This is a genomic window from Curtobacterium sp. MCBD17_028 (assembly GCF_003234875.1).
In the GTDB taxonomy this organism is placed as follows: domain Bacteria; phylum Actinomycetota; class Actinomycetes; order Actinomycetales; family Microbacteriaceae; genus Curtobacterium.
In genome coordinates this window covers 32050-54871 of record NZ_QKTQ01000014.1, presented here as the reverse complement: position 1 = coordinate 54871, position 22822 = coordinate 32050, and the positions used below count along the sequence as shown (strand labels likewise).

20 protein-coding genes are annotated in these 22822 nt (G+C 72.0%); 5 read left to right on the top strand and 15 right to left on the bottom strand.

What is annotated here, in order from left to right; all coding sequences use genetic code 11:
- Nucleotides 1–33: 33 nt before the first annotated feature.
- From DEI86_RS13395 to rplU, 8 genes are all read right to left on the bottom strand, one after another.
- The gene (locus DEI86_RS13395) at nucleotides 34–1632 is read right to left on the bottom strand and encodes a hypothetical protein (RefSeq protein ID WP_111049845.1); all 1599 of its coding nucleotides are present in this window, start codon (nucleotides 1630–1632) and stop codon (nucleotides 34–36) included.
- Nucleotides 1629–2228 carry a nicotinate-nucleotide adenylyltransferase gene (nadD, locus tag DEI86_RS13390; RefSeq protein WP_111011055.1) on the bottom strand — a complete coding sequence of 200 codons (600 nt, stop codon included), beginning with the start codon at nucleotides 2226–2228 and terminating at the stop codon, nucleotides 1629–1631. Before nadD ends, DEI86_RS13395 begins: the two co-directional genes overlap by 4 nt.
- Nucleotides 2229–2239: 11 nt before the next feature.
- The gene (locus tag DEI86_RS13385) at nucleotides 2240–2446 is read right to left on the bottom strand and encodes a hypothetical protein (protein WP_111011054.1); all 207 of its coding nucleotides are present in this window, start codon (nucleotides 2444–2446) and stop codon (nucleotides 2240–2242) included.
- Nucleotides 2447–2494: 48 nt separating this feature from the next.
- On the bottom strand, nucleotides 2495–3760 hold the full coding sequence (locus DEI86_RS13380) for a glutamate-5-semialdehyde dehydrogenase (protein ID WP_111049844.1): 1266 nt from the start codon (nucleotides 3758–3760) through the stop codon (nucleotides 2495–2497).
- A 51-nt stretch (nucleotides 3761–3811) separates the two neighbouring features.
- The gene (proB, locus tag DEI86_RS13375; RefSeq protein ID WP_111049843.1) at nucleotides 3812–4633 is read right to left on the bottom strand and encodes a glutamate 5-kinase; all 822 of its coding nucleotides are present in this window, start codon (nucleotides 4631–4633) and stop codon (nucleotides 3812–3814) included.
- Between the two features lie 64 nt (nucleotides 4634–4697).
- On the bottom strand, nucleotides 4698–6221 hold the full coding sequence (gene obgE / locus DEI86_RS13370; protein WP_111013905.1) for a GTPase ObgE: 1524 nt from the start codon (nucleotides 6219–6221) through the stop codon (nucleotides 4698–4700).
- Nucleotides 6222–6337: 116 nt separating this feature from the next.
- Nucleotides 6338–6589: a 50S ribosomal protein L27 gene (rpmA, locus tag DEI86_RS13365; protein WP_111011050.1), complete on the bottom strand. Its 252-nt coding sequence runs from the start codon at nucleotides 6587–6589 to the stop codon at nucleotides 6338–6340.
- 12 nt (nucleotides 6590–6601) lie between these two features.
- Complete coding sequence (gene rplU, locus DEI86_RS13360) at nucleotides 6602–6910, bottom strand: 50S ribosomal protein L21 (protein WP_111011049.1); 309 nt, start codon at nucleotides 6908–6910, stop codon at nucleotides 6602–6604.
- Between the two features lie 153 nt (nucleotides 6911–7063).
- On the opposite strand from rplU, the gene DEI86_RS13355 reads away from it, so the two are divergent.
- Nucleotides 7064–7339: a DUF4031 domain-containing protein gene (locus tag DEI86_RS13355; protein WP_111011048.1), complete on the top strand. Its 276-nt coding sequence runs from the start codon at nucleotides 7064–7066 to the stop codon at nucleotides 7337–7339.
- A gap of 18 nt (nucleotides 7340–7357) precedes the next feature.
- Here DEI86_RS13355 and DEI86_RS13350 read toward each other — a convergent pair whose 3' ends face one another.
- Both DEI86_RS13350 and DEI86_RS13345 read right to left on the bottom strand, forming a co-directional pair.
- Nucleotides 7358–8281: a hypothetical protein gene (locus DEI86_RS13350; RefSeq protein WP_146244936.1), complete on the bottom strand. Its 924-nt coding sequence runs from the start codon at nucleotides 8279–8281 to the stop codon at nucleotides 7358–7360.
- Between the two features lie 379 nt (nucleotides 8282–8660).
- Complete coding sequence (locus DEI86_RS13345; protein ID WP_111049841.1) at nucleotides 8661–11669, bottom strand: Rne/Rng family ribonuclease; 3009 nt, start codon at nucleotides 11667–11669, stop codon at nucleotides 8661–8663.
- A gap of 270 nt (nucleotides 11670–11939) precedes the next feature.
- On the opposite strand from DEI86_RS13345, the gene DEI86_RS13340 reads away from it, so the two are divergent.
- Together DEI86_RS13340 and DEI86_RS13335 are read left to right on the top strand one after the other, a co-directional pair.
- A complete protein-coding gene (locus DEI86_RS13340) occupies nucleotides 11940–12542 on the top strand; it encodes a vitamin K epoxide reductase family protein (RefSeq protein ID WP_258368710.1) in 603 nt (200 codons plus the stop codon).
- Between the two features lie 143 nt (nucleotides 12543–12685).
- Nucleotides 12686–13606 (top strand): thioredoxin domain-containing protein, encoded by a 921-nt coding sequence (locus DEI86_RS13335; protein WP_111026919.1) that lies wholly within the window; start codon nucleotides 12686–12688, stop codon nucleotides 13604–13606.
- Nucleotides 13607–13891: 285 nt separating this feature from the next.
- Here the strand turns inward: DEI86_RS13335 and ndk are convergent, their stop codons facing one another.
- The 4 genes from ndk to ileS all read right to left on the bottom strand — a co-directional run bounded on the left by ndk (nucleotide 13892) and on the right by ileS (nucleotide 19571).
- Entirely contained in the window at nucleotides 13892–14311 is a 420-nt protein-coding gene (gene ndk, locus DEI86_RS13330) for a nucleoside-diphosphate kinase (protein ID WP_111011044.1), read from the bottom strand.
- 52 nt (nucleotides 14312–14363) lie between these two features.
- The gene (locus DEI86_RS13325) at nucleotides 14364–14807 is read right to left on the bottom strand and encodes a DUF4233 domain-containing protein (RefSeq protein WP_111049840.1); all 444 of its coding nucleotides are present in this window, start codon (nucleotides 14805–14807) and stop codon (nucleotides 14364–14366) included.
- Entirely contained in the window at nucleotides 14804–16222 is a 1419-nt protein-coding gene (locus tag DEI86_RS13320; RefSeq protein ID WP_375342177.1) for a bifunctional folylpolyglutamate synthase/dihydrofolate synthase, read from the bottom strand. The genes DEI86_RS13325 and DEI86_RS13320 overlap by 4 nt, the downstream gene beginning before the upstream one ends.
- Nucleotides 16223–16304: 82 nt before the next feature.
- Entirely contained in the window at nucleotides 16305–19571 is a 3267-nt protein-coding gene (gene ileS / locus DEI86_RS13315) for an isoleucine--tRNA ligase (protein ID WP_111049839.1), read from the bottom strand.
- A 305-nt stretch (nucleotides 19572–19876) separates the two neighbouring features.
- Here ileS and DEI86_RS13310 point away from each other — a divergent pair, with 305 nt between their 5' ends.
- Together DEI86_RS13310 and DEI86_RS13305 are read left to right on the top strand one after the other, a co-directional pair.
- Entirely contained in the window at nucleotides 19877–20953 is a 1077-nt protein-coding gene (locus tag DEI86_RS13310) for a cation diffusion facilitator family transporter (RefSeq protein ID WP_111013911.1), read from the top strand.
- A gap of 86 nt (nucleotides 20954–21039) precedes the next feature.
- Entirely contained in the window at nucleotides 21040–22134 is a 1095-nt protein-coding gene (locus tag DEI86_RS13305) for an acyltransferase (protein WP_111049838.1), read from the top strand.
- A 67-nt stretch (nucleotides 22135–22201) separates the two neighbouring features.
- Here DEI86_RS13305 and DEI86_RS13300 read toward each other — a convergent pair whose 3' ends face one another.
- Nucleotides 22202–22822 carry a TetR/AcrR family transcriptional regulator gene (locus tag DEI86_RS13300; RefSeq protein WP_111013912.1) on the bottom strand — a complete coding sequence of 207 codons (621 nt, stop codon included), beginning with the start codon at nucleotides 22820–22822 and terminating at the stop codon, nucleotides 22202–22204.

Below are 22822 nucleotides of genomic sequence, written 5' to 3'. Positions count from 1 at the left end.
CCGCGGAGAGCGAACGAACGCCGGCGGGTCGCCTCAGAAGACGCCGAGCGAGAACATCGCCAGGACGACGGCGATGACCCCGGCCACCCCGACCCCTGCAGCGGAGTACGCCAACGCGGTCGGGACCTTCGACTGCTTCGGCTTCGCCGCGGCCAGCACGACCGCACGGGTCGACGTGTGGCTCGACACCGCACGGCTCGCCCGGACGGGGACCGCGTCGTTCGTCGCGGTCTCGGCGTCGTGCTGCTCGAGCAGCCGATCGACCTCGACGCCGTCGATGTGTGGCGTGTGCGCTCCGGTGGCGGCGAGGGTCTTCGGCAGGTCGATCGACCCGGTGATGATGACCTCGCCCGTGGCGTTGAGGGCACCCGTGACGTCGCTGAGCGCCGAGTTCGGCAGGATCAGCGCGTTCGTCTGCGTCTGCGTCGCCCGCGACTGCCCGGTCTGGGGATCGTGCAGGTGCTCGTCCGCGGCCTCGGCCTGGCGGGACCAGTGGCCGGTCGGCGTCGCGATGGTGCCGGTCGTGGCCGGCGGCTCCGGGGCCGCTCCCCCACGCGCGGCAGCGGGACGGGCCCGACCCGCCGAAGCGGGTGACGCCGGACGCCGTTCTTCCGTGCGAGCGTCGGCCGCGGTGGGCGATCCGGCCGCGTCCGAGAGGTCGAGGGGGAACACGTTCGGCGTCGAGGCCGCCGGGAGGGCCGGATCGAGCACGTCGTCGGTGCTCGCGTCGATGCCCTCGGCGGCACCGGACGCGGACCGCGGGCGCGCTGCCCCGGCGTCACGGGCATCCGGGACGTCACCGGCACCACGCGCAGCGCGGTCGTCACGCGCAGTGTCGTCACGACCCGCAGCCTCGTCGTCATGCACCGCATCGGCGTCCCCGGCCGGGACGATGTCGACGATCGGCTCGGCCTCGGGGAGCGGGGCGTCCGGCTCCGGTGCCGGCGGCGCCCAGGTCGACCGGTGCACCCGCGGCTCGTCGCTGTGGGCGACGGCGTCCGAGAGCGGCTCGATGGCGTCGGGCGAACCGTCCGCCTCGGTCGCCTGGTGGAGGACCGCGGCGTCCGGCGCGGGCTCGTCGTGCTCCGCGGCGATGCGCTGGCCCTCGAGCGCGGCGACGTCGCCGAGGACGTCCGCCACGGTGCGGTCGGACGACTGGGGTGACGGCGTCCGGAGCGGGACGGGTGCCTGGTCACGGTGCTGCTCGGCCTCACGCAGGGCGCGGAGCTGACGCCGCGTCATGCCGGTGCCGGGGACGATCTCGGTGGCCGATGCGGGCGGGGCGGCATCGTCGGCGCGGGACGGTTGGACGGCCGCGCGCTGCGTGGGCTCCGCGGCGCCCTGATCGGCGACACCACCCCGCACCGGCACCGCGGCGGCCTGTGCTGGTGCCGACGCGGCGGGAGCGACGTGCGAACCCGGACGCCGGCGCGGCAGGTCGGTCGGGGCGGCGGGCGGTGCCGAGGGCACCGCGACGCTGCGCGGGCCATCGGCCGCGGACGCGACGGATGCGGGAACGCCGGCGGCCACGGCGGCCTCCGGCGTCACGGGCTGAGCACCGGTCTCGGCGGCACGCTCGCGCTCTCGGGCCTGACGCCGCGTGAGGGGCGGCTGCGAGTCGGACGAACTCATGCGACGCTCCGATACAGATGGTGCTTGGTGATGTACTGGACGACGCCGTCCGGGACCAAGTACCACACGGGATGTCCTCGGCCCACGCGGCTTCGGCAGTCGGTCGACGAGATCGCCAGTGCCGGTACCTCGAGCAAGCTTACGTCCCGCTCCGGCAATCCGGTGACGGTCAGGTCATGTCCCGGCCGAGTCACAGCAACGAAGTGGGCGAGGTCCCAGAGCTCGGAGTGGTCCTTCCAGTCGAGGATCTGGGCCACGGCGTCGGCGCCCGAGATGAACACGAACTGGGCGTCCGGTCGTTGGTCGCGGAGGTCACGGAGGGTGTCGATCGTGTACGTGGGGCCGGGGCGGTCGATGTCGACACGGCTCACCGTGAACATCGGGTTCGACGCGGTGGCGATCACCGTCATGAGGTACCGGTGCTCCGCGTCCGACACGTCGGACTTCATGTACGGCTGGCCGGTCGGGACGAACACGACCTCGTCGAGGCCGAACGAGGACGCGACCTCGCTCGCTGCCACGAGGTGACCATGGTGGATCGGGTCGAACGTGCCGCCCATCACACCGATGCGCGGCCGACCGGTGCTCTCGAGCATCGGGCGGCGGGTCAGATCTTCGTGTGGCCGAACTCGTCGACGCCGGTCTCGTCGGTCCGGGTGGCGTCGAACTTGTGGCTGTGCCGGTAGGCGACGTCGCGGAAGCTCCAGGTCACGAACCCGAGGAACGTGAACACCGCGGCCGCACCGAGCGGGAAGATGAACCGCGGCACCTCGGCCGTGGTGGGTTCTCCGGCAGCGAGCAGCAGGTGGATCATGGGCGCTCCGATCATTCCGATGGGGTGTGGCGGTGGCCGCGCCCCAGTCTAGCCGCGCACCTGACCGTGTCCGCGCACGATCCACTTCGTGCTCGTGAGCTCCGGCAGCCCCATCGGCCCTCGCGCGTGCAGCTTCTGCGTCGAGATCCCGACCTCGGCCCCGAACCCGAACTCACCGCCGTCGGTGAACCGCGTGGAGGCGTTCACCATGACGACTGCGGAATCGACCTCGGCGAGGAACCGGTCCGCGTTGCGGAGGTCGTTCGTGACGATCGACTCCGTGTGCTGGGTGGACCACCGGGCGATGTGCGCGATCGCGGCGTCGAGGTCGGGCACGACCCGGACGGACAGGTCGAGCGCCATCGATTCGGTGCCCCAGTCCTCCTCGGTCACGGGGACCGCCTGCGGGACGAGCGCGCGGGTCGCGTCGTCACCGCGCAGGGTGACCCCCGCCTCCAGGAGGCGCGCCGCCACCACGGGCAGGAGGCGCGGTGCGGCGTCCTGGTGCACGAGCAGCGTCTCGAGGGCGTTGCAGACGCTCGGACGCTGCACCTTGCTGTTGAGCACGATGTCGACCGACCAGTCCTCGGGCGCCGACGCGTCCAGGAACACGTGGACGACGCCCGCACCGGTCTCGATCACCGGGACCTGCGACTCCGTGACGACGGTCTGGATGAGGCCGGCGCTGCCGCGAGGCACGAGGACGTCGACCAGCCCCCGCGCCCGCATGAGCTCCGTCGCGCCGTCGCGGCCGAACTCGTCGATGGTCTGCACGAGCGCGCCGGGCAGCCCCACCGTGGCCACGGCGTCCTGGATGCGCTCGACGAGCACGGCGTTCGTCCGGGCGGCCGCCGAGCCGCCGCGGAGCACGACCGCGTTGCCGCTCTTGAGCGCGAGGCTGGCGATGTCCACGGTGACGTTCGGCCGTGCCTCGTAGATCGCCCCGACGACCCCGAACGGCACGCGGACCTCGGTCAGCTGGAGTCCGTTCGGCAGGGTCGAGCCGCGCACGGTCTGCCCGACGGGGTCGGTGAGCGTGGCGACGTGCTCGACGGCGGACGCCAGCGCCTCGATCCGCGCGGGGTCCAGCCGCAGGCGGTCCAGGAGGCCGGGCGCGAGCCCGCCCTGCTCCCCCGCTTCGAGGTCGTGGGCGTTGGCCGCGACGATCTCGTCGGTGGCCGACCGCACGGCCGCCGCGATCGCGCCGAGCGCGGCGTTCTTGACGTCGGCGGTCGCCGTCACGAGGGCGGATGAGGCCGCGCGCGCAGCGACGAGCTTGTCGACGAGCGTGGGGCGGACGGCGGTGGTTGCCATACCCGGATTGTAGACGGGGCGACCGACGGGAGCCGGTGCCACCGCCCCGCGCTACGCCTGCGGTCGGGCGGCGAACCAGGTCCCGATCGCGGCACCCGTGAGCGCGCGGTCGACGAGCGCGGTCGCGGTGACGAGGACGCTCGTGCCGGCCTCGGCCGCGAGGCGGGCGGCCGCGACCTTCGTCCCCGCGCCACCCGTCCCCACGCCCGCGGCGCCGACCGAACCGAACGTGACGCCGGCGAGGTCGTCACCGAACGGGACCTCCGCGATCCGCTCGGCGCCGGGCTGCTCCGGCGGCTTCGTGTAGAGCGCGTCGACGTCCGAGAGGAGGACGAGGACGTCGGCACGGAGCAACCGAGCGACGAGGGCGGCCAACCGGTCGTTGTCCCCGAACCGGATCTCGTGCGTGGCGACGGTGTCGTTCTCGTTGACGATCGGCAGGATCCGGAGCGCGAGCAGGCGGTCCATCGCCCGCTGCGCGTTGACCCGGTGCGTGGGGTTCTGCAGGTCCCCGGCGGTCAGGAGCACCTGACCGGCGACGATCTCGTACCGGCGCAGGCTCCGCTGGTACCGGTACACCAGGACGTTCTGCCCGACGGCCGCGGCGGCCTGCTGCGTCGCGAGGTCGTCGGGGCGGGCGTCGAGCGCCAGGTACGGGAACCCGGTCGCGATCGCCCCCGACGACACGAGCACGACCTCGGTGCCCCGGCCGTGCGCGGCGGCGAGGGCGTCGACGAGGGGTTCGATCTGCCCGGCGTTCTCCCCGCTGATCGAGGACGAGCCGACCTTGACGACGATCCGGCGCGCGGTCGGGACGTCGGCACGGGTCCGGACGGGGGTCGGCTCCGCGCGCGTGGTCGTGCTGTCGGTCATCGCTGCGGCACTCCTGTCGTGTCGGGTCGTGGTCCTGCCGGGTGCTCGGGGCGGGCGTGGTCGGTCAGTCGGCGTCCGGCTCGGTGTCGTCGTCGTCCGCCCAGAGTCCGGCGACGCGCTCGCGCTCGAGCTCGGCGCGCGCCTCGGCCTTGGCGTCCATGCGCTCGAAGTACTCCGCACGGCGCTGACCGCGGGTCGGGCGGGGGTTGAGGTCGAGGCGGGAGTCCGTGCCGCGTGCGCTCGTGATGAGCTCGGCGGTCGAGGTGAGTGTCGGCTCCCAGTCGAAGACCATGCCGCCGTCCCCGCCGATCACGACGGTCGAACCGGCCACCGCGCCGGCCTTGAAGAGGTCGTCCTCGACGCCGAGCTTGGCGAGTCGGTCCGCCAGGTAGCCGATGGCTTCCTCGTTGTCGAAGTCCGTCTGCTGCACCCAGCGCTCGGGCTTCGCCCCGCGGATCCGGTAGAACCGGTGCTCCTCGCCACCCTCGGCGCGGACGGTGTACTCGGTCTGGTCGACCGCCCGGGGACGGAGCACGATCCGCTCGGGCTCGGGCTGGGTGGCCTGCGTGACCCGGGCCTGCTCGACGATGTCCGCGAGGGCGAAGGTCAGCGCACGGAGTCCAGCGTGCGACGCGGTCGAGATCTCGAACACGCGGTAGCCCCGCGACTCGAGCTCCGGCCGCACGAACTCGGCGAGCTCGCGGGCGTCGGGGACGTCGATCTTGTTGAGGGCGACGAGCTGGGGACGCTCGAGCAGCGGTGTCTGACCGGCCGGCACGGGGTACCGCTCGAGTTCGCGGAGGATGACGTCGAGGTCGCTGATCGGGTCACGGCCGGGGTCGAGCGTCGCGCAGTCGATCACGTGCAGCAGGGCGCTGCACCGCTCGACGTGCCGGAGGAACTCGAGGCCGAGTCCGCGACCCTCGGACGCCCCCTCGATGAGGCCGGGGACGTCGGCGACGGTGAACCGGACCGATCCCGACTCGACGACGCCGAGGTTCGGGGTGAGCGTCGTGAAGGGGTAGTCGGCGATCTTCGGCTTGGCGGCGGAGATCGCGGCGATCAGGCTCGACTTGCCCGCGGACGGGAACCCGACCAGGGCGACGTCGGCCACGGTCTTGAGTTCGAGCCGGACGTCCCCGGTCTCGCCGAGCGTGCCGAGGAGCGCGAACCCGGGGGCCTTGCGCTTCGGTGTGGCGAGGGCGGCGTTGCCGAGGCCACCCTGGCCGCCCTGCGCGACGACGACGCGCATCCCCGGGCGGTCCATGTCGGCGATCTGCTCGCCGCGCTCGTCGTACACGACGGTGCCGACGGGCACCGGGAGGTCGAGCTCCTCGCCGCTCGTGCCGCTGCGCATGTCGCCCATGCCGGGCTGTCCGTTCCGGCTGGAGCGGTGGGGCGACCGGTGGTACCCGAGCAGGGTCGTGACCTGGGGGTCGCTGACGAGGACGATGTCCCCGCCGTTCCCGCCGTTGCCGCCGTCGGGCCCGGCGAGGGGCTTGAACTTCTCGCGGCGGACCGAGACGCAGCCGTTGCCGCCGTTGCCCGCGGTCAGGTGCAGGGTGACGTGGTCGACGAAGGTGGCCATGGTGTCCTCACGGAGCTGGTGCCAGGGGCGCCGGACCGAGGGCGCCGCACCCGGCGGGAAAGCGAAGAAGGGCGGGCACTCGGCCCGCCCTTCTCGTGGAGTGTGTCGTCGTGCGATCAGGCGTTGACGATGTTGACGACCTTGCGGCCGCCCTTGGTGCCGAACTCGACGGCGCCCGCGGTGAGCGCGAAGAGCGTGTCGTCGCCGCCACGGCCGACGTTGGCGCCCGGGTGGAAGTGGGTGCCACGCTGGCGGAGGATGATCTCGCCCGCGTTGACGACCTGTCCGCCGAAGCGCTTCACGCCGAGGCGCTGCGCGTTCGAGTCACGACCGTTGCGAGTGGAGCTCGCACCCTTCTTGTGTGCCATTGTTCTTCCGCCTTACGCGATCTTGGTGATCTTGACGCGGGTGAGCTCCGAGCGGTGGCCCTGACGCTTCTTGTACCCGGTCTTGTTCTTGAACTTCTGGATGACGATCTTCGGGCCACGGAGGTCGTTCAGGACCTCGGCCGTGACCGTCACGCCGGCGAGGTCACTCGCCGCGGAGGTGACCTTGTCGCCGTCCACGAGGAGCACCGGCGCGAGCTGGATGGTGCCGTTCTCGTCGCCCTTGATGCGGTCGATGTTCAGGACGGTGCCGACCTCGACCTTTTCCTGACGGCCGCCGGCGCGCACAACTGCGTAAACCACGTGGAATTCCTTACGTACTCTGCTGGAGGGAAGTCTGCGGTGCCGTCGCCGACGCGGTCGACGCGGGCATGAGGCCTCGCGGACACCAATAACCAAGGGTACTCGATGGCTCCCGGTCCGGTCAAACGCGCGCCACGCCGTAGGCTCCTCCGGGTGACCGTGCTCATCGACCCTCCCGTCTGGCCCGCGCACGACACGGTCTGGTCGCACCTGGTGAGCGACGAGTCCTACGACGAGCTCCACGCCTTCGCGGCCCGCGCCGGCCTGCCCCGCCGCGCGTTCGACCACGACCACTACGACGTCCCCGCGGCCCGGCACGACGAACTCGTCGCGCTCGGGGCCCTCGCCGTGTCCGGCCGGGAACTCGTCCTCCGGCTCATCGCGAGCGGACTCCGGGTCCCGCAGCGCGACAAGCGCTCCGGGCACTGACCCGCTGCCCAGGGCGCCTCAGCGGTCCCGGTCGACCTCGTCGGTCGCACGCCACTCCTCGGGAGCCGACGTCCCCGTCGGCCACGGGGTTCCCGACCGGGACGCATCGGCTGTCCACGCGCCTCCCGGCTGCGCTGCGCCCGTCGGCCACGCGCCTCCCGGCTGCGACGCACCTGTCGGCCACGCGCTCCCCGGCTGCGCTGCGCCCGTCGGCCACGCGCTCCCCGGCTGCGCTGCGCCCGTCGGCCACGCGCCTCCCGGCTGCGACGCACCCGGTCGCGGAGCAGCCGCATGCCAGGCCGGCGCCTGCGGCGGGATCGTGGCCACCGGCACGGCGTCGGCCGGCGGGACCATGCCCGGCATCCCCGGACGGCCGGTGCGGCCTCGTCGCCCTGGACGTCCGGACCACAACCAGACGAGCGTGCAGGCCGTGATGGTGAGCGCGGTGTACTCGACGCCGCGGGACAGGGGGTCCGTCAGGATGTCGGTGAGCAGGTAGGTCCAGTCGAGCTCGCTCACCGCGTGGACGAAGCCCTCGAACACGCCGACGACCATGATGCCCACGGTCCCCGCCGCCCCGGCGACGATCGCCCGGAGCACGATCGTCGGCAGTGGACTCCGTCGCGTCACCGGGGTCAGGAACGCGAGGACGACGAACGCGACGACGTAGAACGCCAGCGGGTCGAGCAGCCAGGTGACGAGGAAGTACCCGAGCGGCGTGCCGGTGAAGCCCTCGTCGCCGAAGTCCATGGCACCCGCGTAGGACAGGGTGCCGAGGAACTCGGACAGGGACGACACGAGCAGGACCGCCGCGACCACCGCGATGGCGAGCGCCGCGGCGGCGACGCCAGCTCCCGAGCGCTCCCGAGCGAACACACTCGTGGGGCTGCTCCTCCGCCATGCGGGGACGGCGCCCGGGAGCTCGATGCCGGGGCCGGGCACTCGCGGAACCGACAGACCCGGAACCGACAGACCCGGAACCGACGGACCCGGAACCGACGGACCCGGGACGGACGCCCACGACGGCGCGGGGCCGGCCGCGCCCGGCATCCGGTGGTGGTCACCCTGGGACGCGGCACGGCCGTCTCTCGGGAACCCGGGCGCTCCCCCGACCGGCTGCTGGTGGTCGTCGGTCGGATCGGACACGCGGGCTCTCCTCTGCGGTGGCGGTGGGCGGCCGCGGCACGCGGCACCGGTCGACGGTCAGGAAACGCTACCGCGGAACGACGAACGCGACCCCGCCCCGCCGGGGGGAGGTCGCGTTCGTCGTCGGCCGCGTCGGCCGTCTGCCGGGAGGCCCGGGCTCAGTCCCGCGCTGCGGTCACCGCCCGAGGATGACCGGCCCGCCGTCGGGGTCGCCCGCGTCGTCAGCACCGCCGGCGTCGGTTGCGCCGCTGGTCGTCGCGGGTGCGCTGATGCTCCCCGACGTCACCCTGCGGGACCGGTTGCGCCCCTGGCCGGGCTGCTTCGGCTCGGGGAGCGCCTGGAGGACGGAGTCCAGGAGGGACTCGGCCGCCTCGGTGCTCACCGGCCGGGGCTGTCGGACCGGCGCCGCGGAGAGCGGGATGTCGAGGATCGCGACGGACTCGGTCGGGGACACGGTCGCCGTCGTGCTCACCCGACGAGACCCCGTCGACGCCGGCTCACGGGTCGTCGACACCGGTTCGAGCGTCGCCGGTTCGTGCGGCGCTGCGGGCTGCTGCCGTGTCACCTCGGTCGGCTGCTCCACGGTCGCGTCGGCGGACGGAGCGTGCTCGGTGCGCTCGGTGCGCTCCTCACGGTCGGCACGCTCGTTCCGGTCGGCACGCTCGTTCCGGTCGGCACGGTCGTTCCGATCGCCGCGCTCGTTCCGGTCCCCGCGACGGGAGCGGCGCTGCGATCGCGTCGTCCCCGTACCGGCGTCGGCCTCACCCGGTGTGGCTCCGCTGGCGCTGTCCAGAGCCTCCTCGAGCTGGCTCGCGCTCGTCGGCGCGGTGCCGCTCGCAGCCGTCGCAGCGGCGTCGTCGTGCGGAATGGTCGATGCGGCGATCCGCGAGAGCGCGTTCTTGACGTCCTCGGTGATCTGGTGCGCCTGCTGCGACGACTGCTGGCCGTTGCCGTTGCCGCTGCCGCTGCCGTTGCCGTTGCCCTGGCCACCGCCGTTGCCCCGGCCCTTGCGACCGCTCCGGCCACCCTTCGGCGAGGACTCGTTCGTGTTGTCGTTGACCTTGGCGTTCACCTCGGCGAACGACTCCTGCAGGCCGACGCCGATCTTCTTGCGGGTCATCTGCACGAGGCCGAGCGAGGTGACCTCGGCGACCTGGTGCTTCGTCCGGTCACGGCTCAGGCACTCGACGAGACGGCGGAGGACGAGGTCGCGGTTGGACTCGAGCACCATGTCGATGAAGTCGACCACGATGATGCCGCCGATGTCGCGCAGTCGGAGCTGACGCACGATCTCCTCGGCCGCCTCGAGGTTGTTCTTCGTGACGGTCTCCTCGAGGTTGCCCCCGGACCCGACGAACTTGCCCGTGTTGACGTCGACCACGGTCATCGCCTCGGTACGGTCGATCACCAGTGAGCCGCCGGACGGCAGCCAGACCTTGCGGTCCAGGGCCTTCTCGATCTGCTCGTTGAGCCGGTGCTCCTCGAACGAGTCGGGGCCCTCGTAGAGCTCGACGCGGTCCTTGAGGTCCGGCGCCACCGCCGAGAGGTACTCGTCGATGACGGCGCGGGCGGCATCACCGTCGATGATCAGCTTCGAGAAGTCCTCGTTGAAGACGTCGCGCACGATCTTGACGAGGAGGTCGGGCTCGCTGTGGAGCAGCACCGGCGCCTGGCCGTTCTGCACCTTGTTCTGGATCGCCTCCCACTGGCTCGTGAGCCGGGTGACGTCGCGCGTGAGCTGCTCCTCGGTCGCTCCCTCGGCCGCGGTGCGCACGATGACACCCGCGTGCTCCGGCAGGACCTCCTTGAGGATCTTCTTGAGGCGCGCGCGCTCGGTGTCGGGCAGCTTGCGCGAGATCCCGTTCATCGAGCCGTTCGGCACGTAGACCAGGTAGCGCCCCGGGAGCGAGATCTGGCTCGTCAGGCGGGCGCCCTTGTGGCCGACCGGGTCCTTCGTCACCTGCACGAGGACCTTGTCGCCGGGCTTGAGCGCGAGCTCGATGCGGCGGGGCTGGTTGCCCGTCTCGACGGAGTCCCAGTCGACCTCGCCCGAGTACAGCACCGCGTTCCGCCCGCGGCCGATGTCCACGAACGCGGCCTCCATGCTCGGCAACACGTTCTGCACCTTGCCGAGGTAGACGTTCCCGATGAGCGAGACGTTGTGGTTCTTCGTGACGTAGTGCTCCGCGAGGACGCCGTCCTCGAGCACGCCGATCTCGATGCGGTCCGCCTGCGAGCGGACGATCATCTGGCGGTCGACGCTCTCGCGGCGGGCGAGGAACTCGTCCTCGGTGATGACCTGACGGCGGCGACCGGCGTCACGGCCGTCACGGCGACGCTGCTTCTTCGCCTCGAGCCGGGTCGACCCCTTGATGCGCTGCGGCTCGGTGATGAGCTCCGGCTCGCGCTTCTGCTTGGGCTGCCGCTGCTGCTGCACGCCCGGGTCGTCGGCCTGCTGGTCGTCCTGCGCGGCGGCCCCGCGACGACGCGATCGACGGCGGGTGCTCGGCGACTCGACGAGGTCGCGGTCACGGTCGCGGTCACGGTCGCGGTCGCGGTCGCGGTCCGGCTCGTCGTCCGGCTGGAACCGCTCGGGCAGGTCCGGCAGCACGGGCGCATGGAAGATGAGGCTCGTCGTGCTCGTCGCGACCGGGTACGTCGGTGCGGGTTCGGCCGCGGACTCCTCAGCCGTCGACGGCTCGGCCTCCGGCTGCCCGGCGCCGGTGGGCTCCGCATCCGGCAGATCGGTGACACCCGACCCCGTCGCCTCCGGGGCGAGGTCGGCTGCCGTGTCCTCAGCGAGGCCGAGGGGCACCGCCTCCGTCGCCGTCGCGACCGCGTCGACCATCGTCGTCACCGACACGGCCTCGTCGACCACCGTCGTCACCTGCGCGGCCTCGTCGATCACCGTCGTCACCTGCGCGGCCTCGTCGACCGCGGAGGTCACCGAGTCGCCCTCGTCGACGGCGACGCGCGCGGCGTCCGGGGCGTCGACCGACGCCACCGGTGCCGAGAGCTCGCCGGGGTCCTCCGCGTCGGACGCGGGCGGCGTGACGGGCGTCGCCCGGGCCTCCCGGTCGGCGACGTGGTCGTCCGGTCCGTGGGACCGTGCCCGGCGGCTGCCGAACAGGCGCCCGCGGCGCTTCGTACCGTCTTCGTTGTTGTTGTCGTTCTGCTCCACCATCGACTGGTGCACTCCTCAGCCCGGCCTGGTCAGCATGTGACCGGCGGGAATCCTCGGCGGGCGGCGACTACGCCCCCGCGCTCGCTCCAAGCGGCCGGTGCCGCTCCGTACGGGGCAGCACCACGGTCGCGCGCGCCCTCTCACGGCGCTTCGTTGTCCGGGCACCGGGCCCGGAAAGCTCTTCGTCATCGACGGTACGGGACCGTCGACCCATCGATTATCGCACGCCCGCCCATGGGAACGCCGAACGTGCATGCGATGATGGCGCTCGTGACGTCCCGCGAAGCCCTCCGTCGTCCACCCGTGGCCATGGCCGTGTTCCTCCTCGTCACCGGGGCGGGCGGGTTGTACGGCGCCTTCCGGCTCGTCGTCGACGAGTACCAACTGCTGGAACACCCCAAGCAGGCACTGGGATGCGACGTCAACCCCTTCATCAGCTGCTCGAACGTCATGGCGAGCCACCAGGCACATCTGTTCGGGTTCCCGAACCCGATCCTCGGCGTCTCGGGGTTCGTGGCACCGATCGCCGTCGCGGTGATGCTGTTGGCCGGCGTCGTCGCGGCCCGCTGGTTCTGGGTGGCGTTCAACGCCGGGGTGTTCCTGGCGTGGGTGTTCGTGACGTGGCTCTTCACGCAGACGGTGTGGTCGATCGGTGCGCTCTGCCCCTGGTGCATGCTCGTCTGGTCCATGACGATCCCGATGTTCTGGGTGTTCACGTGCTGGAACCTGGCGCGGGGGAACCTCGGCGAACGCGGACGTCGGATCGGCCAGGCGGTCCTCCCGTTCTCCTGGCTCATCGTGCTCGTCAACTACGTCGTGATCGTCCTCGTGATCCTCATCATGTTCCCGACGCTGCGGGCCATCCTCTTCTGATCGCGTACGACCGGTCCGCACCGCGACGCCGGCCTGATGTCGACGCCCCGCGCACCGGCGTCGATGACGCGTCACGCACTTCTGGGAGGTTTGTCAGCCGAGCCGCGCTCGACCCCCTCCAGCACCCGTTACGGTTGTTGCCGATGAGCACCGCAGGCGACAACTCCTCCAAGAAGGCACGGCGCGAAGCAGCCCGCGAGCACGCGCGGGCGATGCGCGAGCGAGAACAACAGCGCAGACGCCGCAACCGGCTGTTCCTGCAGGGCGGCATCGGCCTCGCCGTGCTGGCCGTCGCCGCGATCGTCGTGCTCGTCGTCGTGAACTCGATCCAGCCCGCGGGCCCCGGCCCCAAGAACATGGCGAGCGACGGCATCCTCCTGCACGGCAACGGCAAGTCGATCACCGCGGTCACCACGGGTGCGACGAAGGCCGGCGCGGAGCCGACGGCCACCAAGACGGCAGCCCACAAGGACACGATCAACGTCGTGATCTACGAGGACTACATGTGCCCGTACTGCAACCAGTTCGAGACGACGAACATGACGCAGATCAAGCAGTGGGTCACCGCCGGGTACGCCACGCTCGAGCTCCATCCGTTCGCGCTGCTCGACGCGAGCTCCCTCGGCACCAAGTACTCGACCCGCGCCACCAACGCCGCCGCCTGTGTCGCGAACTACGAGCCGAACAAGTTCCTCGCCGTGAACCAGCGCTTCTACAAGAAGCAACCGAGCGAGCAGACCAAGGGTCTGACCGACGACCAGATCGTCAGCCTCGTCAAGGCCGCTGGCGCGACGAACGAGAACATCCCGAGCTGCATCCACAACGGCACGTTCAAGGGGTGGGTGGCCGACGTCACGAACCGGACGCTCAACGACAAGATCCCGAACTCCGACGTCAAGAAGCTCACCGGCACCCCGCTCGTCCTCGTCAACGGGCAGCAGTACACCGGGTCGTTGACCGACACGTCGGCGTTCTCGTCGTTCGTGGAGCAGGTCGCCGAGCAGGCCGTGGGTTCCTCGGGCAGCTCGACCGCGACGCCGACCGCCACGCCCTCGGCGGGCTGATGCCACGGTCGCCACGGGCCAGCCCCGCGGCGACCGTCAGCCGTGCGACGACGGGCCGTACCGATGGGGGCGGCCCGTCGTCGTTCCGTCTCGGGTGTCCGCTCGCTCCCCGGGGTGGTGTCGGGCCTCCCGGTCACGCCCGGTGCGGGTGCTCGTCTCGACGGCGCGGGTGTCGGACGACAGGGGTGACGTCGTCAGATGCCCGCGCATCGTGTGCGTGCGGAGACGGCGACAGGCCCGTTGTCGGACGACGACGGGCCTGTCGGGAAGACGCGGAACAGCGGGTCAGGCGAACCAGAGACCGAGCTCGCGCGCGGCGGACTCGGGCGAGTCGCTGCCGTGCACGAGGTTCTGCTGCACCTTGAGACCCCAGTCGCGCCCGAGGTCGCCGCGGATCGTGCCCGGCGCGGCCGAGGTCGGATCGGTGGTGCCCGCGAGCGAGCGGAATCCGGCGATCACGCCGTTGCCCGCGACGCGGACGGCGACGATCGGCCCGGACTCCATGAACTCGACGAGCGGCTCGAAGAACGGCTTGCCCTGGTGCTCCTCGTAGTGGGCGCTGAGCAGGTCACGGGACGCCGTCAGCATCTTCAGGTCGACGATCTCGTAGCCCTTCGCCTCGATGCGGCGGAGGATCTCCCCGGTCAGCTGTCGGGCGACGCCGTCGGGCTTGACGAGGACGAGGGTCTCTTCGAGGTCGGACACGCATTGCTCCCTGGGTTCGGGGGTGGATGTGGTCGGTGTGCGGCGACGGCGGTCAGGCGCCGGCGTCGGTGCCCGGTCCGGGGTCCTCGCCGAGGGCCGCCGCGCGGGCCGCATTCGTCCGGTCGAGCTGACCACCCTTGACGAAGCAGTAGATCCAGAACGCCAGGAACATGGCGCCCACGACGAACATGAACGGTTCCACGAAGCCGGTGGCGAGGATGGCCGCCTGCAGCAGCCATCCGAACCCTACACCGGCGGGGCGACCGGTCAGCCGGGAGGCGATAGCGAGCACGACCATGAACCCGAGGCCGCCGCCGAACGCCGCGGCCGGCGGGAGCTCGTGTTTGCCGAACACGACGAGCATCGGGAAGAAGAACACGACGGCCTCGAGCACGAGGACGATCGACAGCAGGCTCTCGCGGGCGCCGCGCGGGGGGCGGGGACGCCGCATCCGTGTGCCGCGGGCCGGCGGGGAGGTCCGGGGAGCGTCCGTCATGCCGACTCGCCTTCGCCGTCGACCAGGTCCATGACCCGACCGATGAGCACGATGGAGCCCGCGACGAGGACCATGGCGCCCGGCTCCCCCTCGGCGAGGTCAGCCTCGGCGTCGGCGTCCTCGGCGAGGGTCCGTGCCTCGGCCAGGGCGGCCTCGACGTCGGGCTCGACGACCACCCGATCCGGGCCGACCTCGTCGACGACGATCGCGGCGAACGCGTCGGCGTCGAGGGCCCTGGGACCGGGCGGTTGCGTGACGACGAACGTGGCCACGACGTCCTTGAGCGCGCGAACGATGCCGCGGGCGTCCTTGTCGGCGAGGACGCCGAGCACGCCGACCACGTGGTCGGACGGGAACGCGACGGGCAGGGCCTCGGCCAGGGCCCGGGCGCCGTGCGGGTTGTGTGCGGCGTCGACGACCACGGTCGGCTGCTGGGCGATCGGCTGGAGACGGCCGGGCGACGTCGCTGCCGCGAGGCCCTCGCTGAGGACGTCCTCGTCGAGGGGCTGCGATCCGCGACCGAGGAACGACTCGACGGCGGCGATCGCCACCGCGGCGTTCTCGGCCTGGTGGGCACCGAAGAGCGGCACGAACAGGTCGTCGTACCGTCCGGCGACGCCCTGGACGCTGACGAGCTGACCGCCGACGGCCGGGGTGTCCGACAGCACACGGAAGCCGCCGTTCGGGCCGGAGGTCGCCTCGACGGCGAGCGTCGCCTCGCTCAGGGCCGCCGCGCGCTCGAGCTCCCCCAGGGCCTCCGGCGTCTGCCGGGCGCTGACGACCGCCGCCGAGGGCTTGATGATCCCGGCCTTGGTCCGGGCGATCTCGGCCACGGTGTTGCCGAGCTGCTTGGCGTGGTCGATCGCGATCGGGGTGAACACCGCCACCTGGCCGTCGACCACGTTCGTGGAGTCCCACTCGCCGCCCATGCCGACCTCGATCACGGCGACGTCGACCGGCGCGTCCGCGAAGCACGCGATCGCGAGGACCGTGAGCGCCTCGAAGAACGTGAGCGGCTGCTGTCCGGCGGCGCGGAGCTCGTCGTCGGTCATGGTCAGGTACGGCTGGATGTCGCGCCAGTTCTCGACGAACGACTCGGGCCGGATGGGCTCGCCGTCGATGACGATGCGCTCCCGGATGGCCACGAGGTGCGGGCTCGTCATGAGTCCGGTGCGGAGCCCGTGCGCGCGCACGATGCTCTCGATCATCCGGGCGGTCGACGTCTTGCCGTTCGTGCCGGTGATGTGGATGACCGGGAACGCGTGCTGCGGGTCGCCGAGCAGCTCGACGGCACGCCGGGTCGCCGCCAGCCGACGCTCGGGGGCTTGTTCCCCGATGCGGGCGTACAGCTCCGACTCGACCTGGGCGACGCCGTCGTCCTCGGGCCCGTGCGGCACGGGGACGCCCGCCGTCACCGGACGTGGAGTCCCGGCGACGGGCTCGCCGTCCTCGTCGTACGCGTCGTCGTCGCCGTAGGGGTTCGTACCGTTGCCGATCTCAGCCAACGCGGGTCACCTCCACCCGGACGAGCGCGCCGTCGCCGACGTGCTCGACGCCGGGGTCGTCGTCGTCCAGCGCGGAGACGACCTGCTCGAGCCGGCTGCTCAAGGTCTCCTGCGCGATGAGTCCATGGTGCGCCTCGATCGCGCTGCTCGCAGCCTCGTCGGCCTCGAGGCGCAGGACGATGCGGTCGCTGACGTCGAGCCCGGCGTCCCGACGCGCCTGCTGCACCGCACGCACGACGTCGCGGGCCAGGCCCTCGGCCTCCAGCTCCGGGGTCGTCACGGTGTCGAGCACGACGAAGCCACTGCCCTCGAGGAACGCCACCGCGCTCGTCGGGTCGGCCACGGTGAGGTCGAGCGTGTACTCCCCCTCGACCAGGTCGACGCCGCCGACCGTGACGCCGTCGGCGGTGGCGGTCCAGTCACCGCGCTTGGCCGCCGGGATCACCTGCTGCACGAGCTTCCCGATGCGGGGACCCGCGGCACGGGCGTTCACCGTGAGCTTCCGCTCGATGCCGTACTGCGCCAGCGACTCCTCGGCCTGCTGCTCGAGCACGACGCGCTTGACGTTCAGCTCGTCGCGGAGGATGTCGGCGAACGGCTCGAGCCCGGCGGGATCCGCGGTGACGACGGTCAGGGTCGCGAGCGGCAGACGGACCCGCTTGCCGGTCGCCTTGCGGAGCGCGAGGCCCTTCGACGCGACGTCGCGGACGCGGTCCATCGCGGCGACGAGGGCGTCGTCGGCGGGGAACGCCTCGGCGTCCGGCCAGTCCTCGAGGTGGACGCTGCGCCCACCGGTGAGGCCCCTCCAGACCTCGTCCGCGACGAGCGGCGCGAGCGGCGCGGCGACGCGCGTCAGGGTCTCGAGGACCGTGTACAGCGTGTCGAAGGCATCGCGGGCGGCGTCCGAGGACCCGGCACCCGCCCAGAACTTGTCACGGGACCGCCGGACGTACCAGTTCGTGAGGACGTCGGCGAAGTCGCGGACCGCGAGGGTGGCCAGCGGGGTGTCGAGGGCCTCGAGGTGCGCCGTGACGTCGAGCACGAGCTGCCGGGTGCGCGCGAGCAGGTACCGGTCGAGCACGTCCGTCGAGTCGGTGCGCCAGGTGGCGTGGTACCCGTCGTCCCCCGACGCGTTCGCGTAGAGGGTGAAGAAGTAGTAGGTCGACCAGAGGGGCAGCAGGAACTCGCGGACGCCCTGGCGGATCCCCTCTTCGGTGACGACGAGGTTCCCACCGCGGATCACCGAGGACGACATGAGGAACCACCGCATGGCGTCGGCGCCGTCGCGGTCGAAGACCTCGTTGACGTCGGGGTAGTTCCGCCGGCTCTTCGACATCTTCTGGCCGTCGGACCCGAGCACGATGCCGTGGCTGATGACGTTCGAGAACGCCGGACGGTCGAACAGGGCCGTCGCCAGCGCGTGCATGACGTAGAACCAGCCGCGCGTCTGTCCGATGTACTCGACGATGAAGTCGGCCGGGTTGTGGGTGTCGAACCACTCGCGGTTCTCGAAGGGGTAGTGCACCTGGGCGTACGGCATCGACCCGGAGTCGAACCAGACGTCGAACACGTCGGTGATCCGGCGCATCGTGGAGCGGCCGGTCGGGTCGTCGGGGTTCGGCCTCGTCAGCTCGTCGATGAACGGGCGGTGCAGGTCCGGCTCGCCGGCGTCGTTCAGGGGCAGGCGCCCGAAGTCGCGTTCGAGGTCGGCGAGGGATCCGTACACGTCGACGCGCGGGTAGGCGGGGTCGTCGCTCTTCCACACCGGGATCGGCGAACCCCAGTACCGGTTGCGCGAGATCGACCAGTCACGAGCGCCCTCGACCCACTTGCCGAACTGGCCGTCCTTGACGTTCTCGGGCACCCAGGTGATCTGCTCGTTGAGCTCGCCCATGCGGTCCCGGAAATCCGTGACCCGGATGAACCAGCTCGACACGGCCTTGTAGATGAGCGGGTTCCGGCAGCGCCAGCAGTGCGGGTAGCTGTGCTCGTACGAGGCGACCCGGAGCAGGCGACCCATCGCGCGGAGCTCCTGCGTCAGCGGCTTGTTCGCGTCGGACCACAGCTGGCCCGCGACGAGGTCCACCTGCGGCAGGAACAGCCCGCCGTCGTCGAGGGAGAGGATCGTCGGGATGCCCGCCGCCGAGCAGACGGCCTGGTCGTCCTCGCCGTAGGCCGGTGCCTGGTGCACGACGCCCGTGCCCTCGCCCGTGGCGACGTACTCGGCGACGAGCACCCGCCAGGCGTTCTCCATGCCCTCGACGTCGACGTAGAAGTCCCACAGCCGCTCGTACGCGACGCCGTCGAGCTCGGCACCGGTGACGGTGCGGGTGACCGCGGCACGGGCCTCCTCGGCGGAGCCGTAGCCGAGGTCCTTGGCGTACGCGGCGAGCGTGTCGCCGGCGAGCAGGAACGACGCGGTGCCTGCCGCGGTCCCGTCGGCCGCGCCGTCCGGACCGGCCGGCACGACCACGTACTCGATGGCGGGTCCCACGGCGAGCGCCGCGTTCGTCGGCAGGGTCCACGGCGTCGTCGTCCACGCGAGCGCGCGGACGCCCGAGAGCCCGAGCTCCTCGGCGCGGGCGCCGGTGAACGGGAACGCGACGGTCACCGACTGGTCCTGGCGCTGCTGGTAGACGTCGTCGTCCATGCGGAGCTCGTGGTTCGACAGCGGCGTCTGGTCGTTCCAGCAGTAGGGCAGCACGCGGAAGCCCTCGTACGCCAGGCCCTTGTCCCAGAGGGACCTGAACGCCCACAGCACGCTCTCCATGAACGTGACGTCGAGCGTCTTGTAGTCGTCGTCGAAGTCGACCCAGCGTGCCTGGCGGGTGACGTAGTCGCGCCACTCGTCGGTGTACTGGAGCACGGACCGACGTGCCGCCGCGTTGAACACGTCGATGCCCATGTCGTCGATCTCGTGCTTCTCGGTGATGCCGAGCTGGCGCATGGCCTCGAGTTCGGCCGGCAGCCCGTGGGTGTCCCACCCGAACCGGCGGTGCACCTGCTTGCCGCGCATCGTCTGGAACCGCGGGAAGACGTCCTTGGCGTAGCCGGTGAGCAGGTGCCCGTAGTGCGGGAGTCCGTTCGCGAACGGCGGGCCGTCGTAGAACACCCACTCGTCGCAGCCCTGCCGCTGCTCGACCGACGCCCGGAACGTGTCGTCGCGCTGCCAGAAGGCGAGGACGCCGCGCTCGACCTCGGGGAACGAGGGGGACGGGGTGACGCCGGCGGCGTCCGGGTCGTTCAAGGGGTAGCGCATCTGGTCCTCGGCGAGTGGTCGTGTGCGTGCTGTCGACGAGGACGCCACCCGGTCGACTCGACCCGGCGGCGCGGTACCACCTCGATTGCGGCCACGGCCGGGAGGCACTGCTCCCGTCGCGCGGACCACCGCTCGTTGCTCAGGCTGTGACGGACCCGACCCGTTCGGTTCTAGTGGCCGCCCGACTCCCGCTCGCGCCCGGGGACGCTCGGGGAGGACGGATGGTGTTCTTCCGAAGGCTCCCCGGTGATGGCCGGATCGACGCCGCTGGGACGATCGTACCGCCCGCGGAGCAGACTGGGGGCATGGTGAGCGACGCGACCGAGGACCGCAAGAGCACGGACCACCCGGACGCGGCGGCCTCGGGCGCCCCGAAGCCCGAGAGCCTGCTCACGGTCGTCATCGCCTTCGCCGCGAACCTGCTCGTGGCCCTCGCCAAGACGTTCGCGTCGTTGTTGACCGGTTCGGCGTCGATGGTCGCCGAGGCGGCGCACTCGTGGGCGGACACCGGCAACGAGATCTTCCTGCTCATCGCCGAGCGCCGGGGCGCCAAGCAGCGCGACGCCGACCACCCGCTCGGCTACGGCCGCGAGACCTACATCTGGTCGATGTTCGCGGCGTTCGGGCTGTTCACGGCCGGCGCGATCGTGTCGATCTACCACGGGATCAGCGAGCTGACCTCCGACGAACCGCCGCGCGACGTCCTCATCGGCTACATCGTGCTCGCGGTCTCCGCGTGCCTCGAGGGCACGAGCTTCCTGCAGGCGTTCCGGCAGGCCCACGGCGCGGCGACCCGACGCCGGGTGCCGATCCTCCGGCACGTGCTCCAGTCCTCGAACCCGACGCTCCGCGCGGTGTTCGCCGAGGACTCCGCGGCACTCGTCGGTCTCGTCCTCGCGTTCCTCGGCCTGCTCCTGCACCAGCTGACCGGGTCGGCCGTGTGGGACGCGCTCGGCTCGATCGCCGTCGGGGTGCTGCTCGGCGTGGTCGCGGTGGTGCTCATCGACCGGAACCGGCGGTTCCTCATCGGGGAGTCGACGTCGCCCGAGCTCGAGGACGCCGTGCTCGCGGAGATCCTCCGCAAGCCCGAGGTGGAGCGTGTGACGTACCTGCACCTCGAGTTCGTCGGGCCGAGCCGGGTGTACCTCGTCGCGGCGATCGACATGGCGGGCAACGAGCGCGAGGAGCAGGTCGCGCTCCGGCTGCGTGCGGTCGAGGAACAGCTCGAGTCGAGCCCCTACATCGAGGAGGCCGTGCTCACGCTCTCGCAGCCGGGCGACGCCAGCCTGGTGCCGGACAACGACGGCGACGTGCCGGAGATCGTCGAGGACGGCACCCTCGAGGAGGTCGCCACGGGCGACGGGCGCACCCTCCGCGCCTGACCGGGCCTCCACGACCGTCCCAGGGGTGCTGGGAACGGCCCCACCGGCCCCCGAGGACCATCAGCGTCGACGGACGGGAGGTCCCGATGGCGCGACCGGCACTCCCCCGCGGCCTGCGGGTGTTCCTCGACGCGGTGCGCGGACTCGCGGCGCTCGAGGTCGTCGCCCACCACCTCGTGTCGGTCAACGCCTACGGCGGACCCGTGGTCCTGCGCGACGTGTTCGCGTTCGGGCAGGAGGCCGTCATGGTCTTCTTCCTGCTCAGCGGATTCGTCGTGTACGCCAACGAGTTCGACCGGCGCGGCGGGGTCGGCGCGTACCTGTTCCGGCGTCTCCGTCGGATCTACCCGCCGCTCGTGCTCGCACTGGTGCTGTCGATCGGGGTGGCGGCGGCGGACCGCGACCTCGTGGCCGAGTTCCACCCCGGGCAGGTCCTCGGCACCCTCGTGGCGCTGCAGGACAACGGGGCGCTGAAGCCGGGGGTCATCGTCGACCCGCCGTTCCACAACCTCGCCCTGTGGTCGCTGTCGTACGAGATCGCCTTCTACCTGGTGTTCCCGCTCCTCGCGTCGGCACTGCACCGGTGGCCGCGACTGACCCCCCACCTCGTCGGTGCGGTGTCGCTCGCGGCGTTCGCGGCCTACACGGTGCACCCCGGGCACGCCGTGCTCGTGCTCGCGTACCTGCTCGTGTGGTGGGCCGGCGCGGCGATGGCGCGTGCGTTCCTCCAGGACCGGGTCGGTCCGCGCGCGCTCGCCCCGGAGCTGCTCTGGCTCACGGCGCTCACGGCGCTCGCCGTGGGCACGACACTCCGTCTGGGCACCGGCGGCGGGTTCGCTGCCTACCCGCTGCTCATGGTCCGGCACTTCGGTGTGGCCACGGCCCTGGTGACGCTCGTCGCGGTCGTGGCGCCGACGCTGCGGGCACGGCCCGCCCTCGCCGCTGCGCTCGGCCGGGGCCTGACCCGCGTCGCGGCGCCGTCCGCGTTCCTGGCGTCGATCTCGTACGGGCTGTACGTGTTCCACTGGCCGTTGCTCGTGCAGTGGGGGTTCCCGCACACCGGACCGGTACCGTTCGCGGTGGCCGCCGTGACGCTCCTCGCGCTCGCGGTCGCCGGGGACCGCTGGGCGGGCGCGGGGCTCGCGCGTCGGCACCGACGACCGGTCGCCGTGGCCGTCTGAGCGCCGACCTGGGGCGAGGGAGCACCGGACGATCCCGAGGGGACGCCGGACGGGTCCAGCGGGCGTGCTACCGCGCGTCCAGTCCCGCGGCGACGGGGGTCAGCGCCGCGGCCACGTACTCGACGAGGGGTCCACGCCCGACCCCGTCGGCGACCCACACCCCGAACGCCGCGGCCGCCGCGCCGAGCATCGCGCCGCTGACCGTCTGGGGCCACAACCCGCTCGGACGCTCGCCCGTGCGGTCGGCGACGAACGCGGCGACCGCACTGTGCTGCCCCATGATACGGGCCGCGGCGCTCTGCACCAGCTCGGGGCCGATCCGCATGACCTCGGCCTGGGCGATCGACCACGGCACCCGCTGGGGGTCGTGCCGCCGGGCCGCGGCGAGCAGGGCGTCCTCGACGGCCCGGACCGGCGAGCGCTCCTCGGACACGCGGAGGAGCGCGGGGATCTCGCGCACGGCCTCGTCGAGTTCCAGCCACATGACGTCGGACTTCGCGGTGAAGTAGTTGAAGAACGTGGCGCGACTCACCCCGGCGCGCTGCGCGATGTGGTCGACCGTCGTGCCGGCGTACCCCTGCTCGAGGAAGAGCTCGGCGGCGGCGTCGGCGAGCACCACTGCCGAGGAGCGCCGCGGGCGGCCGGCTCGGCGCACACGCTCCGCCTGTGGGTCCTCCGGATCGGCCAT

Bases quoted from the DNA above. Each gene is read 5' to 3' on its own strand.
- DEI86_RS13395 (WP_111049845.1), bottom strand. From the start codon at position 1,632: ATGAGTTCGTCCGACTCGCAGCCGCCCCTCACGCGGCGTCAGGCCCGA.
- nadD (WP_111011055.1), bottom strand. From the start codon at position 2,228: ATGCTCGAGAGCACCGGTCGGCCGCGCATCGGTGTGATGGGCGGCACG.
- DEI86_RS13385 (WP_111011054.1), bottom strand. From the start codon at position 2,446: ATGATCCACCTGCTGCTCGCTGCCGGAGAACCCACCACGGCCGAGGTG.
- DEI86_RS13380 (WP_111049844.1), bottom strand. From the start codon at position 3,760: ATGGCAACCACCGCCGTCCGCCCCACGCTCGTCGACAAGCTCGTCGCT.
- proB (WP_111049843.1), bottom strand. From the start codon at position 4,633: ATGACCGACAGCACGACCACGCGCGCGGAGCCGACCCCCGTCCGGACC.
- obgE (WP_111013905.1), bottom strand. From the start codon at position 6,221: ATGGCCACCTTCGTCGACCACGTCACCCTGCACCTGACCGCGGGCAAC.
- rpmA (WP_111011050.1), bottom strand. From the start codon at position 6,589: ATGGCACACAAGAAGGGTGCGAGCTCCACTCGCAACGGTCGTGACTCG.
- DEI86_RS13345 (WP_111049841.1), bottom strand. From the start codon at position 11,669: ATGGTGGAGCAGAACGACAACAACAACGAAGACGGTACGAAGCGCCGC.
- DEI86_RS13335 (WP_111026919.1), top strand. From the start codon at position 12,686: ATGAGCACCGCAGGCGACAACTCCTCCAAGAAGGCACGGCGCGAAGCA.
- DEI86_RS13325 (WP_111049840.1), bottom strand. From the start codon at position 14,807: ATGACGGACGCTCCCCGGACCTCCCCGCCGGCCCGCGGCACACGGATG.
- ileS (WP_111049839.1), bottom strand. From the start codon at position 19,571: ATGCGCTACCCCTTGAACGACCCGGACGCCGCCGGCGTCACCCCGTCC.
- DEI86_RS13310 (WP_111013911.1), top strand. From the start codon at position 19,877: ATGGTGAGCGACGCGACCGAGGACCGCAAGAGCACGGACCACCCGGAC.
- DEI86_RS13305 (WP_111049838.1), top strand. From the start codon at position 21,040: ATGGCGCGACCGGCACTCCCCCGCGGCCTGCGGGTGTTCCTCGACGCG.
- DEI86_RS13300 (WP_111013912.1), bottom strand. From the start codon at position 22,822: ATGGCCGATCCGGAGGACCCACAGGCGGAGCGTGTGCGCCGAGCCGGC.